Source organism: Arthrobacter sp. KBS0703, from assembly GCF_002008315.2.
In the GTDB taxonomy this organism is placed as follows: domain Bacteria; phylum Actinomycetota; class Actinomycetes; order Actinomycetales; family Micrococcaceae; genus Arthrobacter.
In genome coordinates this window covers 1,487,653-1,504,294 of record NZ_MVDG02000001.1, presented here as the reverse complement: position 1 = coordinate 1,504,294, position 16,642 = coordinate 1,487,653, and the positions used below count along the sequence as shown (strand labels likewise).

Annotated in this window: 16 protein-coding genes and 2 pseudogenes; 13 read left to right on the top strand and 5 right to left on the bottom strand. The window is 62.8% G+C overall.

Annotated elements, in window-relative coordinates; translation table 11 throughout:
* The first annotated feature begins 2,508 nt into the window (after positions 1-2,508).
* From B1A87_RS07085 to B1A87_RS23690, 6 genes are all read left to right on the top strand, one after another.
* Complete coding sequence (locus tag B1A87_RS07085) at positions 2,509-3,423, top strand: hypothetical protein (protein ID WP_139362816.1); 915 nt, start codon at positions 2,509-2,511, stop codon at positions 3,421-3,423.
* A gap of 182 nt (positions 3,424-3,605) precedes the next feature.
* On the top strand, positions 3,606-4,268 hold the full coding sequence (locus B1A87_RS07080) for a recombinase family protein (RefSeq protein WP_260680727.1): 663 nt from the start codon (positions 3,606-3,608) through the stop codon (positions 4,266-4,268).
* Between the two features lie 132 nt (positions 4,269-4,400).
* A complete protein-coding gene (locus B1A87_RS07075) occupies positions 4,401-5,258 on the top strand; it encodes a hypothetical protein (protein WP_078028221.1) in 858 nt (285 codons plus the stop codon).
* A 162-nt stretch (positions 5,259-5,420) separates the two neighbouring features.
* The gene (locus tag B1A87_RS07070; protein ID WP_078028220.1) at positions 5,421-5,729 is read left to right on the top strand and encodes a hypothetical protein; all 309 of its coding nucleotides are present in this window, start codon (positions 5,421-5,423) and stop codon (positions 5,727-5,729) included.
* A 46-nt stretch (positions 5,730-5,775) separates the two neighbouring features.
* Positions 5,776-6,297 (top strand): hypothetical protein, encoded by a 522-nt coding sequence (locus B1A87_RS07065; RefSeq protein WP_139362809.1) that lies wholly within the window; start codon positions 5,776-5,778, stop codon positions 6,295-6,297.
* Positions 6,298-6,521: 224 nt separating this feature from the next.
* The gene (locus B1A87_RS23690; protein ID WP_260680726.1) at positions 6,522-6,656 is read left to right on the top strand and encodes a hypothetical protein; all 135 of its coding nucleotides are present in this window, start codon (positions 6,522-6,524) and stop codon (positions 6,654-6,656) included.
* Here B1A87_RS23690 and B1A87_RS23685 read toward each other — a convergent pair.
* Positions 6,653-6,937, bottom strand: a complete 285-nt coding sequence (locus tag B1A87_RS23685; RefSeq protein WP_260680725.1) for a hypothetical protein — start codon at positions 6,935-6,937, stop codon at positions 6,653-6,655. The two genes, B1A87_RS23690 and B1A87_RS23685, sit on opposite strands and share 4 nt — an antisense overlap.
* Positions 6,938-7,444: 507 nt before the next feature.
* Entirely contained in the window at positions 7,445-7,819 is a 375-nt protein-coding gene (locus B1A87_RS22895) for a hypothetical protein (RefSeq protein ID WP_185982267.1), read from the bottom strand.
* Between the two features lie 918 nt (positions 7,820-8,737).
* Here B1A87_RS22895 and B1A87_RS24600 point away from each other — a divergent pair.
* The 4 genes and pseudogenes from B1A87_RS24600 to B1A87_RS07040 all read left to right on the top strand — a co-directional run.
* A pseudogene (locus B1A87_RS24600) lies at positions 8,738-9,014 on the top strand (patatin-like phospholipase family protein); the annotation flags it as partial.
* Between the two features lie 311 nt (positions 9,015-9,325).
* Positions 9,326-9,478 (top strand): hypothetical protein, encoded by a 153-nt coding sequence (locus tag B1A87_RS22890; RefSeq protein WP_185982266.1) that lies wholly within the window; start codon positions 9,326-9,328, stop codon positions 9,476-9,478.
* 628 nt (positions 9,479-10,106) lie between these two features.
* Positions 10,107-10,874, top strand: a complete 768-nt coding sequence (locus B1A87_RS07045) for an FHA domain-containing protein (protein WP_185982265.1) — start codon at positions 10,107-10,109, stop codon at positions 10,872-10,874.
* Positions 10,875-10,941: 67 nt separating this feature from the next.
* On the top strand, positions 10,942-12,483 hold the full coding sequence (locus B1A87_RS07040; RefSeq protein WP_185982264.1) for a serine/threonine-protein kinase: 1,542 nt from the start codon (positions 10,942-10,944) through the stop codon (positions 12,481-12,483).
* 164 nt (positions 12,484-12,647) lie between these two features.
* Here B1A87_RS07040 and B1A87_RS24900 read toward each other — a convergent pair whose 3' ends face one another.
* Positions 12,648-12,851 carry a transposase gene (locus B1A87_RS24900; RefSeq protein ID WP_139362772.1) on the bottom strand — a complete coding sequence of 68 codons (204 nt, stop codon included), beginning with the start codon at positions 12,849-12,851 and terminating at the stop codon, positions 12,648-12,650.
* Between the two features lie 176 nt (positions 12,852-13,027).
* Positions 13,028-13,309 (bottom strand): annotated as a pseudogene (locus B1A87_RS24895) (transposase); the annotation flags it as partial.
* Positions 13,310-13,759: 450 nt separating this feature from the next.
* Between B1A87_RS24895 and B1A87_RS07025 the strand changes: the two are divergent.
* Genes B1A87_RS07025 through B1A87_RS07015 form a run of 3 tightly spaced genes read left to right on the top strand, consistent with a single transcriptional unit; the run spans position 13,760 to position 14,737 of the window.
* Positions 13,760-14,137, top strand: a complete 378-nt coding sequence (locus B1A87_RS07025) for a transposase (protein ID WP_078027932.1) — start codon at positions 13,760-13,762, stop codon at positions 14,135-14,137.
* Positions 14,055-14,480 carry a transposase gene (locus B1A87_RS07020; RefSeq protein ID WP_078027933.1) on the top strand — a complete coding sequence of 142 codons (426 nt, stop codon included), beginning with the start codon at positions 14,055-14,057 and terminating at the stop codon, positions 14,478-14,480. The genes B1A87_RS07025 and B1A87_RS07020 overlap by 83 nt, the downstream gene beginning before the upstream one ends.
* Positions 14,477-14,737, top strand: a complete 261-nt coding sequence (locus B1A87_RS07015) for a transposase (protein WP_078027934.1) — start codon at positions 14,477-14,479, stop codon at positions 14,735-14,737. Before B1A87_RS07020 ends, B1A87_RS07015 begins: the two co-directional genes overlap by 4 nt.
* A 333-nt stretch (positions 14,738-15,070) precedes the next feature.
* Here B1A87_RS07015 and B1A87_RS07010 read toward each other — a convergent pair whose 3' ends face one another.
* Positions 15,071-16,357, bottom strand: coding sequence for a cutinase family protein (locus tag B1A87_RS07010; protein WP_078027935.1), 1,287 nt, complete (start codon positions 16,355-16,357; stop codon positions 15,071-15,073).
* Positions 16,358-16,642 lie beyond the last annotated feature (285 nt).

Genomic DNA, 16,642 nt, shown 5'->3' with positions numbered 1-16,642 from the left:
ATGCCAAGCTGCAGCGGGAATTTGTCGAGCGCTGGACGGACGTGAACGGGATCCGAGGCCTGGCGCTTCAGAAGCTGCGACGCACTTTTGAGGAGCGGACGACCTACGACCATGTAGCCCAGCTCGCTGACAACCCGATGCAGCTGACGATCCTGCTGTTCCTGATAAGCAGGAAAGGTGATGCTGTGCCGATAAACAGGACGCCTCTGTATACGGATTACATGGCTACATTCATGGACCGAGAGGTGAACAAGCAGCAGATCCATCGAGACCATGTTCCGCACGTCATTGAAGTAACGTCCTTCCTCGGATGGCACATGCAGTCCGGAGTCGAGAGTGAGCGGGGGGCCGACCGCATGACGCTGCAGGCTATCCAGGACACCCTGCTTCTCTACTTCCGTCGAACCGGTGGGCCAGCTGACCGTGCTGAGGATCTCTTCCAGGCCGTAACTGACCGATTTTGGGCGCTCACAAGCAAGTCCGAAGGGACCTTCGAGTTTGCCGTGCAGCCCGTCCGGGAATACTTCGCTGCGAAGTTCCTCGCCGAATGGGCTGGGCAGGACCGCCGCGATCCGCTTCCAAAATCCGACGTACTGAAGGAACTCATCAAGCGGAACTACTGGATGAACACTGCCAGGTTTTACGCGGGCTTTGCCAATCCAAACGAGCTGGCCAGTTTGAGGTATGGCTTGGAGGAGGCACTGGCCGACGGGGCGCATCCTCTGCAGGAACGCCTCGCAGTCTGGACCTTGCTAAGTGACGGAATCTTTGCCAATAAGCAGGCGGTGCAGCGTGACGTCGCCAAGCTGCTTACCGATGACCTTACGGTCAGACTGGCAACCTCGCCCGAGGCTCGCGGGACGAGCTTTCCAAGGCTGGCGGCAACGTCTGGCGGGGACGACTTGGCGTCGGCATTGATGGACAGCGTTGAGCGGGCGCCCGATGCTCACATCTCCCTCACGCGCGTCTCCATGCTGCGCAAGCACCACCTGACCGACGCCAAGTCCTTTGCAGCATGGTGGCGCCCGAAGGCAGAGGCTGCTCTCGGCACCCGCCTGGAGTCTGCCTGGCTGGAAGTCGGTGGCACCTTTGGAGTCCCCGGGCTTAGTCACCCCGTAACGGAGCGACTCGGACTAATCGACGCGGACTCCTGCCGTTCCGCTCTGCTGGCAGGTGCATCACCTGAGTGGGGGGCAGACCAAGACACCCGGCTCCTCCGGTCAGTCCTCGATGGCTGGTGTTCCGAGGTGGAAACCACCAGCACAAGCCAGGCGGGCTACCTGCTCCGGAGCATGCGGCCGTTTTGGTTCATCCGCCTTGCCGGCGAAGACCGGGAGGGGACGCTCGTTCCCTCCCGGCATTTCTGGACCGAGCAGACGGACCGTCCTCCCCGATCAGAGTTCTTCAAGTCTCTCGTCGCCAAGGATGACCGGTACAGGCGTCTTCAGCAGGCGGCGCGATCACAGGCGATGGGTCAGAGAGGCACCACGGAGCCTTGGCAGAATGCGGCACGGGAACTGGCCCGGCTGCATGGTCCGTGCTGGCTTGCCGCGGACATAGCAGTCATTGGAGCCGCCACCCGGGATACGCAACCTGAAGGCTCGGCCGACAGGGACGGAAAGTTTTTCGGTCCCGACGTGGACTACGGGACTCTTGTCATGGCCCTTCGCAAGAAGCCGCAGGCTGGATGGTGGGAAGCCAACTATGAGAAGTACCAGGATTCTCTTTCACGGCGGACGTGGGCCTTTGCCCTCCTGGCGACGGCTGATGACAGTATCGTGGAGGAACATTTGGTGAATGTTGCCGGTATCCTGGCGGATGCATCGGACGACGACTTTCATGCCTTTGCCACGTCAACAAGCCGACTTGGGGCAACCCGTATTCCGCGCCGGCTCAGTGATGAGGTCCTCGCTGCCGCTGCGCACTTGTCGAATCGCGTGGCACTTGTCGTATCCCACTTCACGGCCGACCACGATGGCGACCCCTTGGAGCCCCTGAGTGATGAGCAGCTCCTGGAGATGGCCTCGCCGGCGCCTCACAACTGGAGCGTCGCCGAGGCCGTTACCTACCGGCTGGTTCACGGATTCAGCGACCATCTGGTGCGGGCCTTAGCCGCGCTCGGGCCTGACTGTCCCGTCACACTCGGGCATGTCGGGTCCCCGGCGGATGCGAGGATCACGCGCCTCATCCTCCAGGACCCTGCAGCGTACCCGAGCGCCTGGGTAAGCGCAGCAGAAAGCTGGCATTCTGCCTCCAACCGGGAATCAGCACTGGCCGACGAAGCGAAGGATAAAGAGTGGGTACCCAGCGTCCCCAGAGTCTAGGTGGGTCCATGGTTTTCAGCATCTCGAAACCTGGCACTGCCGTGGCGAGCGAAGGAATCCTCACATGCGCTGGGAAACTTGGCATGTGACTTCGCACCCAGGCCCCGCCACTGGCAACCCCCTTGACGTCCTCGCTGGACTACTCCAAGGCCCAGCGGCCCGCGAGCTACCCCGGCAAGCAACCGTGAAGACCCTGCGGAGTGCCATCGCCGGAGCGCTTTCGGAGGCGAAGGCCTATGAGGTAGCCGAAGAATGCATCCGCTACGGGCTCGAACTGGCAGGGGAAAGTGAGGACCCCTGGTCGGGCAAGTCCCGATATGTGGAAAAGAAGCTGAACGGGCTCACGCTCGATGAGCTCATCTCCCTTGGGCACAAAGTGCATGAGGATTACCCGTCAGACGAACTTGAGCATCTCCTCACACTGGTGGGGGCTGGCGGCGTCGCGGGGGAGCTGAAGAACCTCATCTTCGCCGCGGACGGACCCAAGCCCAGGATCGTACTGCGGGACGCTGTTAATAACGACATCCAGATCGTTGAGCACGCCGACCGTTGTCTCGTCTACGACAGGGCCCTTCCCCCTGAGGGGCTGACGTGGCGAGCTCTCGTCGCCTGGTGGGCCAAGACGGAAAAGGTCCCGGACGACGCCGAGCCGGAAGTCGCCAGGGACCTCTACCGCCGGCTCAAGCTGTCCATGGGTGACAACGCCGCAGAGAAGCTTATCTTCGACAGCTATTGCGCCCTCTACAGAACCCACGGCTTCGACTTGCCTGCCCTGATCCCGCAGGTGTACCTGCACTACGACCCGTACAGCAAGAGGGAAGGCAGCCCGCTGGTCCGCCAGCGGATGGACTTCCTTCTGCTCTTACCGAACCGTCGCCGTGTCGTCATAGAGCTGGACGGCAAGCAGCATTACTCGGACGCGAGGGGTCCCCGGCCCGACCTGTACGCCTCAATGGTGGCCGAAGATCGAAGGCTGCGGCTGGATGGGTACGAAGTGTACCGGTTCGGTGGCCAGGAATTCGTGGACCGTAGAAAAGCTGAAGGTGTGCTGTCGGGGTTCTTCCACGAGTTGCTGAAGCTGCCGACCCTGCCGAACTGACCTACGAAGGCGCGGAAAGGTGTGCGCCTGGCCGTGCGTCTCAGGAACTATAGGTCATAACACTTTTGTTCCACTGCCGGTTTTTCCGCCGTTCGGAGGCAAAGAATGTCTCACCAAGCCGGTACAAGTTGTTGTCTCAGATGTCCTCAAAGAAACCCGGACTGCGACAACAGGAGCTTTCGGTGAAACTCGGATACGCATGCATCTCCACCTCCGATCAGGATGCCAGCATGCAGATCGAGGCGCTCATCTCTGTCGGTGTGGATCCGAAGCGGATTTTCACCGACGAACTCTCCGGGGCCAGGGAAGCGAAGGAGCGCCCCGGCATGAAAGCCCTGATGGATTACGCCCGCGAAGACGATGACGTGTACTTCTGGAGGCTGGACCGCATCGGACGATCCGTGATCGACGTCTTGAACACCGTCAACGATTTCACGTCCCGCGGCGTCCGGCTCCACTCGATCATGGACAACCTGGACCCAACCAGCGTCCAGGGGCGGATGCAGTTGGCGATCATGGCAACCCTGGCCGAGTACGAACGCGAGCTCATCAATGAGCGGGTCCGGGCCGGAGTGATCAGCGCCCAGAAGCGCGGCGTCCGGTTTGGGCCGGCGCCGATGGAGGAATCGGTCGCCCGAGAGCGGGTCCTCACGGCGCGCCGGCTGATGGCCGAGGGCAAGACCGCCGCGCATGCTGCCAAGACGGTGGGCTGGTCCAAGGCGACGCTCTACAGGTACATGAAGACTTACGACGGTGCGCCTGCCCCTAAAGACGCTGTCCGGCCGAAGCGGGCAGCGGCCCGTTCACGGTACGTCGAGAATGGGACTCTGCCGGCACGCGAGTAATCTGCGCATGTTCCTTCTTGGCGGCTGCTGACGACACAGAAAATTCTTGTTGTCATGTGTAACCAAAGGGGATGCGGCGGAAACTCAGCAAGTGTATCTATCGGAACATATGGGGGAAGGCTCAGCAGCCACATGAAAAGGACAATTCGTACCAGGACCGGATTCGCAGCAATCGCGTTTGCCCTGGGCCTCGCAGCGGTCACCGCCCTGCCCGCGCAAGCAGCAGGAACGCCGCATACCAACTGGAACTTCTCGATTGACTCCACCGCCAATGTCGTTGCGTACGACGCCGGCGGAACCCTCTGGTCCTACACCTCCGTGTCTCAGGGGCTGCAGACGGCGGCGCGGCGCGCCATCGGACCGGCTGGGGCCGCACTCCCTAAAGCGTTCTTCGTGACCGACTGGAACGCTGATGTGGTTCCGGATCTGATCGTGCAGAACAAGAACGGCACCTTGACCTTCCGCCAGGGGATCAGCACCGGTGGGTTCACGGACTCCACCATCGGCAGTGGCTGGCAGAACTATGAGATCACCGTTGGCGAGTGGAAACGGACGGACAAGTACCCCTCCATCATTGCCAGGAACAACGCCACCGGTGAGCTGTTCAACTACGGAAACCCTTCAGGAAAGAACCTGTCGCCGCGGGTGAAAATCGGCGCCTTCTGGAACGGACTGTCCTTCAACCTGCTGGACTGGGACAAGGACGGCAACAACGACGTCGTTGCCAAGAACGCTGCCGGCCAGATGAAGCTGTACCGGGCGAGCGGTGGCGGCTCATTCATCTCCGAGACCCGCGCGACCATCGGCAGTGGATGGAACAGCATGACCTCCATCCGGACGATCTCAGTGCCAGGCCCGCACGGTTCAGTCGGTCTGATGGCGCGGGACATCGCAGGCGTCCTGCACTATTACCAGACCGGCAAGAGCTCCTGGGCCCCGCGCCAGACCTTCACCAGCGGCTGGAGTTCCTTCACGCTTGCGGGCAACTAAAGCCCGGTCGGGCCTCGCGCCTGCGGAAGATCACCACCGCTGCACTATTTGGTAGCCGGACCAGGGTCATGGTCCGGCTACCGCCATGATTGACCTGTTACAGGTGCCAGAACTGACATTGGGGGAAAAGTGAGGCGTGGGCTGTCGGCAGTGTTGGCTGCCATGCTGGTAATCGTCCTGGTCCCGGTCGGGGTCAGGCTGTGGGAGGTCCACCTGCTGACCTCGGATTGGACACTCGCGCCGAAAGAGGTGCCGTCGAAGGTCCAGTACGATGACCGCGAGTTCAACTGCGGGCCCGACGCCAAGCCGTGGCCGGGGCGGACCCTGGACGGACTGACCGTGCGCGGTAAGACCGCCGGCGGCGCCGACGTCTACGCCGCCGACCCGCCGCCGGGGGACAGTGTGGTGACTTCCATTTCGATCCGCACCGCGGACGGCGTCTTCGTCTGCGATCTCATGGGCGGTCCTTAAGGTCGAGGATCTTCCGGTCGCTTCACCCAACAGATAGCGTTTGGCCATGGAAAGGCAGCCGCGGGCCGAGGAGCACACCGTCATCCTGAAAGGCGACGGCCGGGAGACCCCGGTCAAAATGCGGAATGGCGTCATTCTTTTGCCCAAGGGGTTCAAGGTCTCGCCCCGCCTTGCCCCGCGCCGGGGCAAGGCGTCGGCTAAGACGGTCACGGTCAACCTGGCCGGCTTGAAAGACGCACCCGACTACGGTCCGAGAGCCATCACGCAGCGCCTGGTGAACGCGCTCGGCAACAACGCCGTGGCAGCACTGCTCGGTGTTAATAAGGACAGGCCCGGCCGGTGGGTGTCCGGGCAGGATGCTCCAAACGAGGAGAACCGCGCACAGCTCGCCGACCTGGATGCTCTGGTGGGCCACCTGTACAGCGCGTTCACACCCGCGCAGGCCAGGCTTTGGCTGGAAGGTCAGGAGCCGTATCTGGGTGCCCGACCCATCGACGTGTACCTGATCGACGGTGCAGCCCCGGTAATCGAGGCAATTCGCGCCTTCAAGCAGAGCGTGTTCGAGTAGGGAATTTCCGGTTTTTTCGTCAGGCACATCGAACACCGCGCGGAGCAGCGCCAGGATCAGGCTAGAGCGCGATCCGCAGACCACCGGCGGCCTGGATGCGGATCGCCTTGCCGCTGCCGTGTTCGTTTTATCTGAGACCGCCCTTCCTGCTGGGGGTCATCCGACGGGTCCGACGTTGACACTCAGAGGGGCAGAAAACGGCGCCGATCACGGCTGCGCACAACATGTCCACCGGGCAGGGTCTGGCCACGACACCGCCCGGGGCTCACGCCTGCGTCCACGCCCAGGATCAAGGCGTCACCGTCCTGATCCTGCTGGGCCTTGTCGGAAGCACACTGGCAGGGGCGCTGGCCGTCTAGTCGGTCAGCGGTTCCTCGCAGGCCTTGCACTCACGGCGACCGCCCACGGTGTCCTCAGCGATCAGCAGCAACCCTCCGGGGTCGCTGTCCCATTTGGCGGCCACGATCGAGCACCAGGCCGGATGGTAGACGGACCCAGCCCGCATCACGTACACCTGCCCGGGTTCGAGGCGCGGTGACCGGTCCATCCTGAGCCGGGTCGGCCGGACAGGGATGATCGGTCCCAGCTCCTCTGCCTTCTGGTAGGCCTGCCTGGCACTCCTGACAGTCTTGTTGGCCAACTTGCCGGTACCCCCGGACCGCTGCGGTGCCGCCGGCGCCCGGTGCGTCCGGGAGAGCTTCCTCAGCCCGCCGCCAGGGGTGTTGTCAAAACACGGAGAGCCTTTGCCGGCCCCGCAGGTCGGGCAGGGGGAGCTGTTGCGCTGCAGCTTCCTCTGCCGTGTACGGACAACACTTCCACCCAAGGATGCGCCTGACTGACCTCGAAGACCCATGCGCTCAATGCTACGGAAGGACCGAAGCGCCACATGAAACGGTTACCGGCGTGCCGCGGACCGATGTAACGGCCTCCACGGTGGCGTCTATGCATAATTCCACGTAGAGGACTATCCGTGGGGTGGGAGGCCTTATGGCTGCAGGGTCCCGTCGTCGCGACGCTCCTGGATGGTCTGTTATCCAGTCCCGCTCGGGGTTGTTGGTGGTGGGAGGCCTTATGGCTGCAGGGTCCCGTCGTCGCGACGCTCCTGGATGGTCCGTTATCCAGTCCCGCTCAGGGTAGTTAAGTGCTCTCAGCCTATCGGGTAATTCAGGGATTGCAATTCCGCGTCTCTCACCGCTCGGCACGAAGGCCTCAAAGACGGCGGCTGCAGTTCGTATGCCTGTGGCCGATGCCATCTGAGAGCCGCGTGCGGGCAGCCGGAGGACGACCTTTGAATCTTGGCCGGGGAGATCCAGTAGCCGGACCCGTCATCGGAGCGGCTCACGTTCAGGGTCTCGATGACGTCCCCGTCAGCGAACTCCGGGAAGGTGTCGCCGTCGCCGGGGGAGAGGATGACGTCGCGGGTGGCAGGGTCAAGAAGGAGGGTCGACTCGGCGTGGGCGTCGGGAGCGAACTGCCCGCCGGTGGTGATCCCCTTGGGCTGCCGGTTCTGTGATGTGGTCATGCTCATCATGTGTGCGGCCAGGGTCCCAAACGGCGCCGGCGGCCGAATTTGATCCGTTCGGGGATGAATTCGCCGCTCTACCGGCCACTCCCACCGATCGACCACGAAACGACCAGTTGGTCGAGTGGGAAATCCGCGGAATACCGGGGAATATAGGGCCCCTACTACTACTACTCTACTTAAACGACCAGAAATAGAGATATATATAAGGGGCCCCTTGTTCTCTTCTCCTAGAGGGCCCTCCCTTCCTAGTTAATACACTTTCCCTTCCATATAGGTGTCCCCTCCCAGGTCGTTTTGGTCGAGTGGGGGTCAAGTGGGATGCAAAATCCGCGCCAGTATTGGGATGTAGGGCCGTTTTGTCACCCTACCGGCGGTAGGTTCCCGAACGTTTGAACGACCGGATACGGTCGATCGTCTGAATTTGTGAGAGACGTCTGTTTTACCTCATGTGATAACCTGAGGAACGATATTCCGGCTCTAGAGACGCAGGTTATCACATGGCTCCCAAATGGGGGCCTTTTTGCTTTCCCAGGGCACTTTCGGACGCTCTCTGAAACACCGGCCTTGTCGTCGAAAATCGAAGCAAAACAGCTATTGGCTGCAAATTGGTAGGCGTTCTGGGCCTGGTTACGCCACAGAAGAGTCGCGTCCTTTGGCATTTTCGGGCCCATCACAGATGAGGGTGTAGCTGCCGGCGGCGCGTTCGACAGCACGGCAGACTTGATGCCCGTTGCGCACCGCGCCGCCGGTGTGCGATTCTTTCGGTGATCGTGATCGTGATCGTGATCCGTCGGCAGGAGGTGAGACCCATGAACGCAGTATCCATAGTGGGTGCTCCCCTGCAGTCCAAGATCGCGCGACTGAGCTAGTCGCCACCGGGAGCGCCCGACAGGCAATTCGCGGAAGGCGACTCCCATGAACACAACACCTTTTTCAACTCTGCACTTCACCTCGACGACGGCCTCGGACCGGCCGGGGTCCGGCCAGGATCAGCCGAAGGTCGATGCCACAAGGCGGGTGCGCCGCGGGTGAGCGAGCGTTGGTCCTCGGTGGCGGCGGATCGACAGGCAATGCGTGGCTGATCGGCGTCGTCGCCGGCCTGTTCGATGCCGGTTTGGACGTGACCACAGCCGACCTGACCATCGGGACGTCGGCCGGCTCGACGGCCGCGGCCCAGATAGCCGGCGCGACCCAGCTCAATTCCCGGAGGCGCATGCTGCCCTGCTTAGGCAGCTATTATCCTCGAAGCCCGATTTTCTCTACGTTTCGAATGGATATGTGGGAGGAATGACATTTGGCTACGGGGATGATGCCATGGTTGGTGTGGCTTGTAGTTTTGCCAACAATAGTTACGTCTTCGGGTCAATGAACGGCAAAACTCGCGAGCTCCTCAGATGGCCCAAATCTCATCAGATACCGTGCCAGAGGTGTTGTGCCAAAGGTGCACAGGCGCCCCCAGTCCGCACCCGCATCAGGGGTTCCGGCTTCGCTCGCATCACCCTCGTGACGGCCCAGCTGGCCGATGAGACCGCCGCGCAGCCCAACTCCATCCACCGCCGCCAAGGCAGCATCACCTCAGCCAGCAGCTACTGGAAGGCCTCGCCCAACAACCAGATCTCCATGTCGGTGGCCTCCGTCCGGACCGGCGTCCGGTGAAAAGCAAAATCAACCCAAAACTACGCGGTCATAGCCGACACCATCCGGGCCGAAGTCAGGCGGGTGGCCAGGCCCTACACCGCCCTCGTCGTCTTCATCCCGACCGCCAGGCGTCCAGCGGGGCAGCCTCAAAAACGGCGGAGTCCTGCAGAAATAGCAGGGCGGAACCACCACGCGGGCCCCCGACTGCCGGCGCGCATGCCCTGCACGGCGCAATCTCGCCCGCGGATCGCCGAACCTCACGCTCGGATACCCGACTGCGGATGACTACCGCACGGCGAATGGCACCGAGACGCAGAGCTTTCCAGATCGCAAAGATCGTCTATGCACCTGTGACCGGCGCCCGCGTCACCAAGTACGTCTTTTTCGTCCCGGACCATTCCCAAGGGACGGAATCCCCACAAAGCTCAGGCCGCCCAGCTGGGCCCTGCCTGAACCCAAGCACAGTCGGCGTGACACAGGGTACCGGTTTTCGTCATCTAACGGATGCTCCGTCTCCCGGCCACCCACAAGCAGTACGCTGGGCACACATTGCTGCTCGCGGGCCGGAGGAACGCCGATGAATCAACTTGTTGGCCTGGCCGTTGTGGTCGGCCTTGTCATCGGACTGCCCCTCCTTGGAACCTGGGTGTTCTTCCAGAACGTCGGCCGGCTGCGCGACATCACAACCTGGCAGGCAGCGAAACTGTACCTGCGCAAAGACCTGGACGCGGGCCCGCTCACGCAATGGCGGGTCAATCTCACCTACCGTGCCAGCATGCGGCGCACCGGCATCAAGGGCCCTTCCGGGCAGATTATGCCGGTCCGGAACATCTCCGTTGAGATGCCGCAGGAGGATTACAGCTTCGTCGAGCAATTCGGCATCAAGGAGTTCACCGACCAGCTGGCCGCCTATCGCCACAAATACGCACTGGAGCAGGGCTGGATTTCGGCCGGCGAGGATGCCGTCCCGGTCAATGTGTGGCCAAGCCCCCGGCTGAAGCGCCTGCGTCCCATCGTCACTTTCAAAATGTCGCGGGACGGATCCACCCGGACGCTGACCCGGTCAGGGATGACACGCGCGGCCGACAGCACCGAGCGCTTCGGTGTTGCCTGGCTGACCTTCAAAGACCAGGAATGGACACTGCGGCCGGGCGAAGCGCCCTACAGACTTGGCCGGTCCCGAGACAACCACATCGTGACGGTGCACCCCGAGATCTCGGCCCACCAGGCCGACATTACCTACACCGGGACCGAGTGGACGCTGGTCCCCGCACGCTCTACGAACCCGACCCACATCGACGGCAAGCCGGTGAGCGCTCCGGCCGCGCTACGGTCGGGGGCCACCATCACCATCGGCCGATCTGAACCCATCCGCTTCGATAACGGAACTTCGGCCAAGCCAGATTCGGCCTGAGCGCATGCAGGCACGGCAACGCGCAACAGATTCAACATCGCCATTAGCGGCGAGGAAGGCGGGACCGATGGACGAAGGACAAATACTCGGAAGCCGGTTCAGGCTCATCAGCAAGCTCGGGGAAGGCGGAATGGGCGAGGTCTGGCTTGCCCGCGACGAACGCTTGAACCGGGACGTCGCCATCAAAGGACTCGGCCAGAGTCCCGAGCCTGGCCACCAGCGGCGCCTCGAAATGGAAGCGCACACCGTGGCCGGCCTGGACCATCCCCGGATAGTGCCCATTTTTGACACATTCACGGAGGACGGCCGGCTGTACCTTGTGATGCGGTACGTCCCGGGCCGGGACCTGGGCAAGGCAACGGCGCTCACCGCCAGTGCCAAGGTAAACATCCTCACGGAGGTGCTGGAAGCACTCGCTTACCTTCATGACGAGGCGGACGTCACGCACCGCGACCTGAAGCCCTCCAACATCCTTCTCGACCAGAGGCAGCAGGCGTTCGTCGCAGACTTCGGCATCGCCAGATCGCACAGGGATCCGGAGGCAACGAAGACGGCAGGCATCATCGGGAGCCCGCAATTCATGGCGCCGGAAGTCCGGGCTGGCCAGGAGGCCACAAAACTCTCCGATGTGTGGTCTTTCGGAGCGGTGGCACTGTGGCTCTTCTCCGGCCGCAGCCCCGACGCCGGGATCCCGGACGGGCAATTCGCCGGCACGCTGACGGACCAGGTGCGTGTCGCACTCAGCAACCAAAGGCCCACGGCCGCCGCCCTGCTGGAAGCCTTCCAGCACGTCCGCCAGACCGGCGGACTCGGGCCTCTCACCACGGACACGGCAACACTCACCCGCACGGTGGAAACGCCGGCACCGGCAGCGGCGCAGCCCGCCCAAAGGCGGCGTTGGATACCGGCTGCAGTGGCAGCCGCCATGGTCGTCCTGGCCGCTGTATTGGCTATAGCCCTCCTTCGCCCCGGAAACACTTCCCCGCCACCGCAAACCCAGCCCTCAATCTCCGATACCCCATCCGAAACGCCGTCCTCGTCGCCGACGGATACACTGACCGAGACTCCCACGCCCACCGCAACGGAGACGTCTGAAACCCCCACACCGTCGGAGACAACGCCCACGGCCGCGCCCGCGGCGGGCCCGACCTGGTACTACCTGGCCGACATGCAGCCGATCGAAACCGAAATCGAGTCACTAAGCTGCACGGGAGGTTGCGCCAACTTCCTGCCTGGCCCGGCCGTCATCGCCGGGGACGTCTACCCGCAAAGCTACATGATGCGGATGCTCAGCGGAGGGCAACGCAGTACCTCGCTCTGGAACGCCTACACCAAATGCACCACCTTCGAAGCCACAATTGGGATGGACGACAGCTCGGCCTCCGTCACCGCCAAGTTCCTCCTGGAACGGGAAGGCGGAAAGACGGAGCAGCTAGGAGTTTTGAACACCGGAAAACCGAGGTCCGTAAAGGTTGACCTGAAGGGAGTCTTCCGTTTCAAGCTGGTTGCCTACCTGGCCAAGGTCGACCCGCAAAAAAGGACCGATCAGAAAGCAGCGTGGGGCGACGCCCGAATGCTGTGCAGCCCTTTGCCAACACCCGCGCCATAGCCGGAACAGCTGGACTTCCCGGCCTGGAGAAGGGCCAGACACGAGCGAGCAGGGCGGCAGCCGCACACGAACGAGTATGACTACATCTTCGGCCCCCAGCCTAAAAGGCGTCCCGGTCGGCGGCCAGTTCGCCGCCAACGTCCACCATGAACGGCTGATCGCGTTCACCAGGGACCTGCCCGGCTGATGCCGCGGTGGGGTACGCGGCGGTTGCCGCGGGTCCTCCAGGCGATGGACCGCTCGACCATGGGCCGGTGCGTGCGGTAGTCATCCTGGAAGGCCGGATCCGCGGCGCGTTGGCGGTGTTCGCGCTGCAACGCGTTGTGTTCGTGGAGAACGAGCTTGCGTCCCTGTGGTGAATGGTGCATCGTGCCCTGAAAGGACAGCCGGTGCAGGCGGCGCCGAACGTGACCCGTCTTTTGGCGGTGATGGCGCGGGTGAGGTTGTGCGGGCAGGTCACGGTGCCGGCTGCCTCATCGACGGTGAAGTCATCGAGGGTGAACCCGCCTTCGACGGCAGGGCGGAGCGGCCATGGTTTGATCACTGGGGTATGCGCGGTGCGGGCGAGAGCGGCGAGCATTTCCCCGGAACCGTAGGCCGAGTCGGCCTGGACGCGGACGCTGGTGCCGGCGATCGTGGGATCCAGGGAGATCAGCCGGGCACTGATGGTTCCGTCGCCGTTCTCGGGCCCGGAGGCCTTGGTCAGCTCCGCGGCGGTGATCAGCCCGGTATCGGGTTCGATGACAATGTGGGCCTTGAATCCGTCTTGCTGCCGGGACTGGGTCTTATGCGCGTGCCGGGTATCGGGGTCCACGGTCGAGATCATCCGTTCCGGGGCGACCTTGCGGGCGATTCGCCACCGCCCGTCGGTCCCGTCCGAATCTTCAGCCGGTTCCACGTCCTGCCCGGCGACAAGTGCAAGCAGCGCGTACGCATGGGCCGCCTTACGGTCCAAGATTTCGGGATCGACCGCGGCCAGCAGCGCCAGCGCGTCAGTGACCAGCGCCGAAACACGCCCATCCTTGGCATCCTGGTCGTCCCAATCGATGTCCGGTTTGCCGATGCGGCGTAGTCGTACCACGTAACGTGGGTGCTCACCAGTTCCTGCGCTCCGGGGACGTCACGGCCGAAGCGGCGGAGGCCGGCGATCGGCTGCGTGATCGAGTCCTGCCTCGCGACCGCGTCGTCCAGGACCGTCGTATCCACCGCCGCCGGCGCTTGCCGTTCAGGATTCCGGTCTCCGCGACGACCTCCGCGATCGCCTCCCTGATCCGGTGTGGGTTTCCCGATCCGGCCAGACGCAGACGGGGCCGCCTCGGCGTGCGTGGCGCGCCAGTACTCGGGCACGCTGGGCAAGATCGGCAACTGCCAGGTTGCCGCCACCGTGCACATGGTCACCGACCAGGCCTCGGCCCCGGTGGACTGGCGCCTGTTCGTGCCCGGAGCCTGGGACGACACCTGTGCGGACACTAACAAGCACGCCGAAGCCGTCGTCGCCCGCCGGGTAAAGGCCAGGATCCCGGATCACGTGCGGCACCGGCCCAAGTGGGAGCTCGCCCTGGAGATGATCGATGAACTCGCCCATTGGGGCCGTAAGTGCCCGGTCGCGGTGGCCGACGCCGCGTACGGGGACAACGCGCTGTTCCGGGCTTGAGCTGACCCAGCGGTCCATTCCGTGGGTGATAGCGGTCAAGGCATCCACCAGCGTCTACCCGGCCAATTCCGTTCCCGAACTCGCCGAACGCTCCAGCCCCACGGGCCGGCCCAGCGTGCCCCGCTACCGACAGGCCCCGGCCAGCCTGGCCGAACTCGCGGTAGCCGCCGGAAGGGGTCAACTACGACAGGTCACCTGGCGGCACGGCACGAAAAACACCGGCATTAACAGAACCGCGGCCACGAAATCCCGCTTCCTGGCACTGCGGGTCAGGCCTGCCAGCCGGCACATCGCTCCCGGCGAAAACGGATCGCTGCCCGAGGCCTGGCTGATCCCCGAATGACACCCGGCGCCAAGGAACCCACCGCCTACTGTCTCTCCGACCTGCCCGCCGACACACCGACCAGGACCCCGGTCAGGCTGGCGAAAATCCGATGGCGCATCGAACACGACTACCGCGAACTGAAAACCGGGCTCGGCCTTTCCCACTTCGCGGGACAGTCCTTCCCGGGCTTCCACCACCACGTCACCCTCGCGTCAGCGGCCCACCTGTTCATCACCAGGAAACGCCTTGCCACCCCAAAAGCAGGGGAAGCCTGAGCCTGTACGGGGTCCTCAAGGAACTCCAACGGATCCTCATCCGACAGCTCGCCCGCTGCCCCTACTGCCAACACGCGCCCCCAACCTAACAAAGTACTACTGGGTCTTCGTCGCTCGTCGAGGCTCGGGCATAGTACGTACATAGTTGTAACCAGCAAAATATGCGGGCTGTGTCGTTTTCCGAAGTTGCCTGCACCACACAGCGGGGGCGGCTCCTCCTTCCTTCACTCAGGCGGCAGGCGGCTGAGCTGGTTAGGGGTTCAAGATCTCACCTTTGAGAACGGGCGAAACCTGGCTGCGGCAGCCGGTTTGCAGTCTGCGCGCATCGGCTCGTCAGATCTGGGTGGAAAGAAATGTAACTCCGTTGTCGACCTCCGGCCCGGGGTCGACGTACCTTGTGTGCTCCGCCCAGCTCCCTACGATGCCTTTGCACACTACGTCTTGGCGGCAGTAGTCCCGAGAGCGGGTATTCACTCCATCAGGGTATGGGCCGCGAGCTCCCCGGATACCTTGGCCGGTCCATCCGGAGGCGCCGTTGGCTGATGGATTGAATCTCGGGTTACCGTAGGTAACCACGCCGCGGATCGTTTGTCGCTCCTGTGGGGTCATTTGGTCGATAGCGTTGCCAACAGCCCAAGCACCTGAGCTGTAGCCCACAAGGACGGTTTTCGTGTGCTCCCAGCCACAGACATTCCCGTCCGTTCGGGCGCGGAGTACATCCAGCGTTTTTTTGGTGCCGTCGTCCACGCCGCTCATATATACGCCAAGATAATAGGGCCCGTACCACGGATAGAGGAATTCGACCGGGTACGCGGTGTAGTTGACGCCGCCCGGATCCACGTCCGTCCTGCGAAGCTTTAGTCGAAGATAAGTCTCCATCACTGTGGCGCCGGGTGTGCCCATGGATTCGCTTCCTAAGTCCTCGGCGGATCCACGGGCACCGATGAATAGGGTGTGGCTGCAGTCTACGGGTTGAAAATTGAGTCCGCACCGCGGAATCCGGCTGTCGAAGGCGTTAAACGGCGTGCCGTTCACGTATAGGTCACTGATAAATGCGGAGCCTATCCTGTCCCAAATGAAGCTGCCTCCAACGGCAGTACCGTAGTTCTGGCAAGAGATAGATACAGGAGTGCCGGCAGCAATATTGCCACTTATGGTCGCATTGAAGGAGGGCGCGGTGTGTTGAGTAACTGCTACAGACGTTCTGTAGGTGGGGGCCGGCGGTTGGGCGGTTGCCGCTCCGCAACGAGGAATCCGCGAGTCGAATTGCGCGTAGGGGGTTTCCCGAACGAACAGGTCCGAGATGTAGCCGCCGTAGCCGTAAAGCTTGTCCCAAACCGACGAGGTGCCGAATCCCGAGGCAGTGACAGTTTGACCTGCTGTTTGGCATTCCATGTCGAGAGGAGTGCCCGCGGATGCGATGGAATTAATCTGTGCTGTCTGGGTGTTCGCCCCGGCTCTAACTCGGACGTTGGTCCCGCTGGTGTGGTAGCCGGCAACCGCCTGCGCCACGGCTGTAGTGGAGACTACGCCTGTCGAGACGATCATGGCGATGATCGTTGCTTGGAAGACTAGTCGTCGTCCTAGTGTCGACTTCGGTTGGTCAAGGTACTTTCTCATGAGTGGCCCTTCAAAAGGTCAAATCCCAATTTTCTATGGCGGACCATTTTCCGCGGCAAGCTGGGGACCAGAATTATCGCGGGAGACCATTAAAACGGATCCGAATGCGTGCGTGCTGTTGCAATGCCACGACACCGACTCGCACAATCGAAAGTGCCAGGAACCATCGTCCTTAGATCCGTGGTGCCCGTGTCCCGACAGGATCCCGAGTGGGGCCGTGTGCCCGGCGTCTGATCCTGGTTTGATGCTAGAACTCGCCAATGCTGCTGCGAAGAGGCAAGGGCC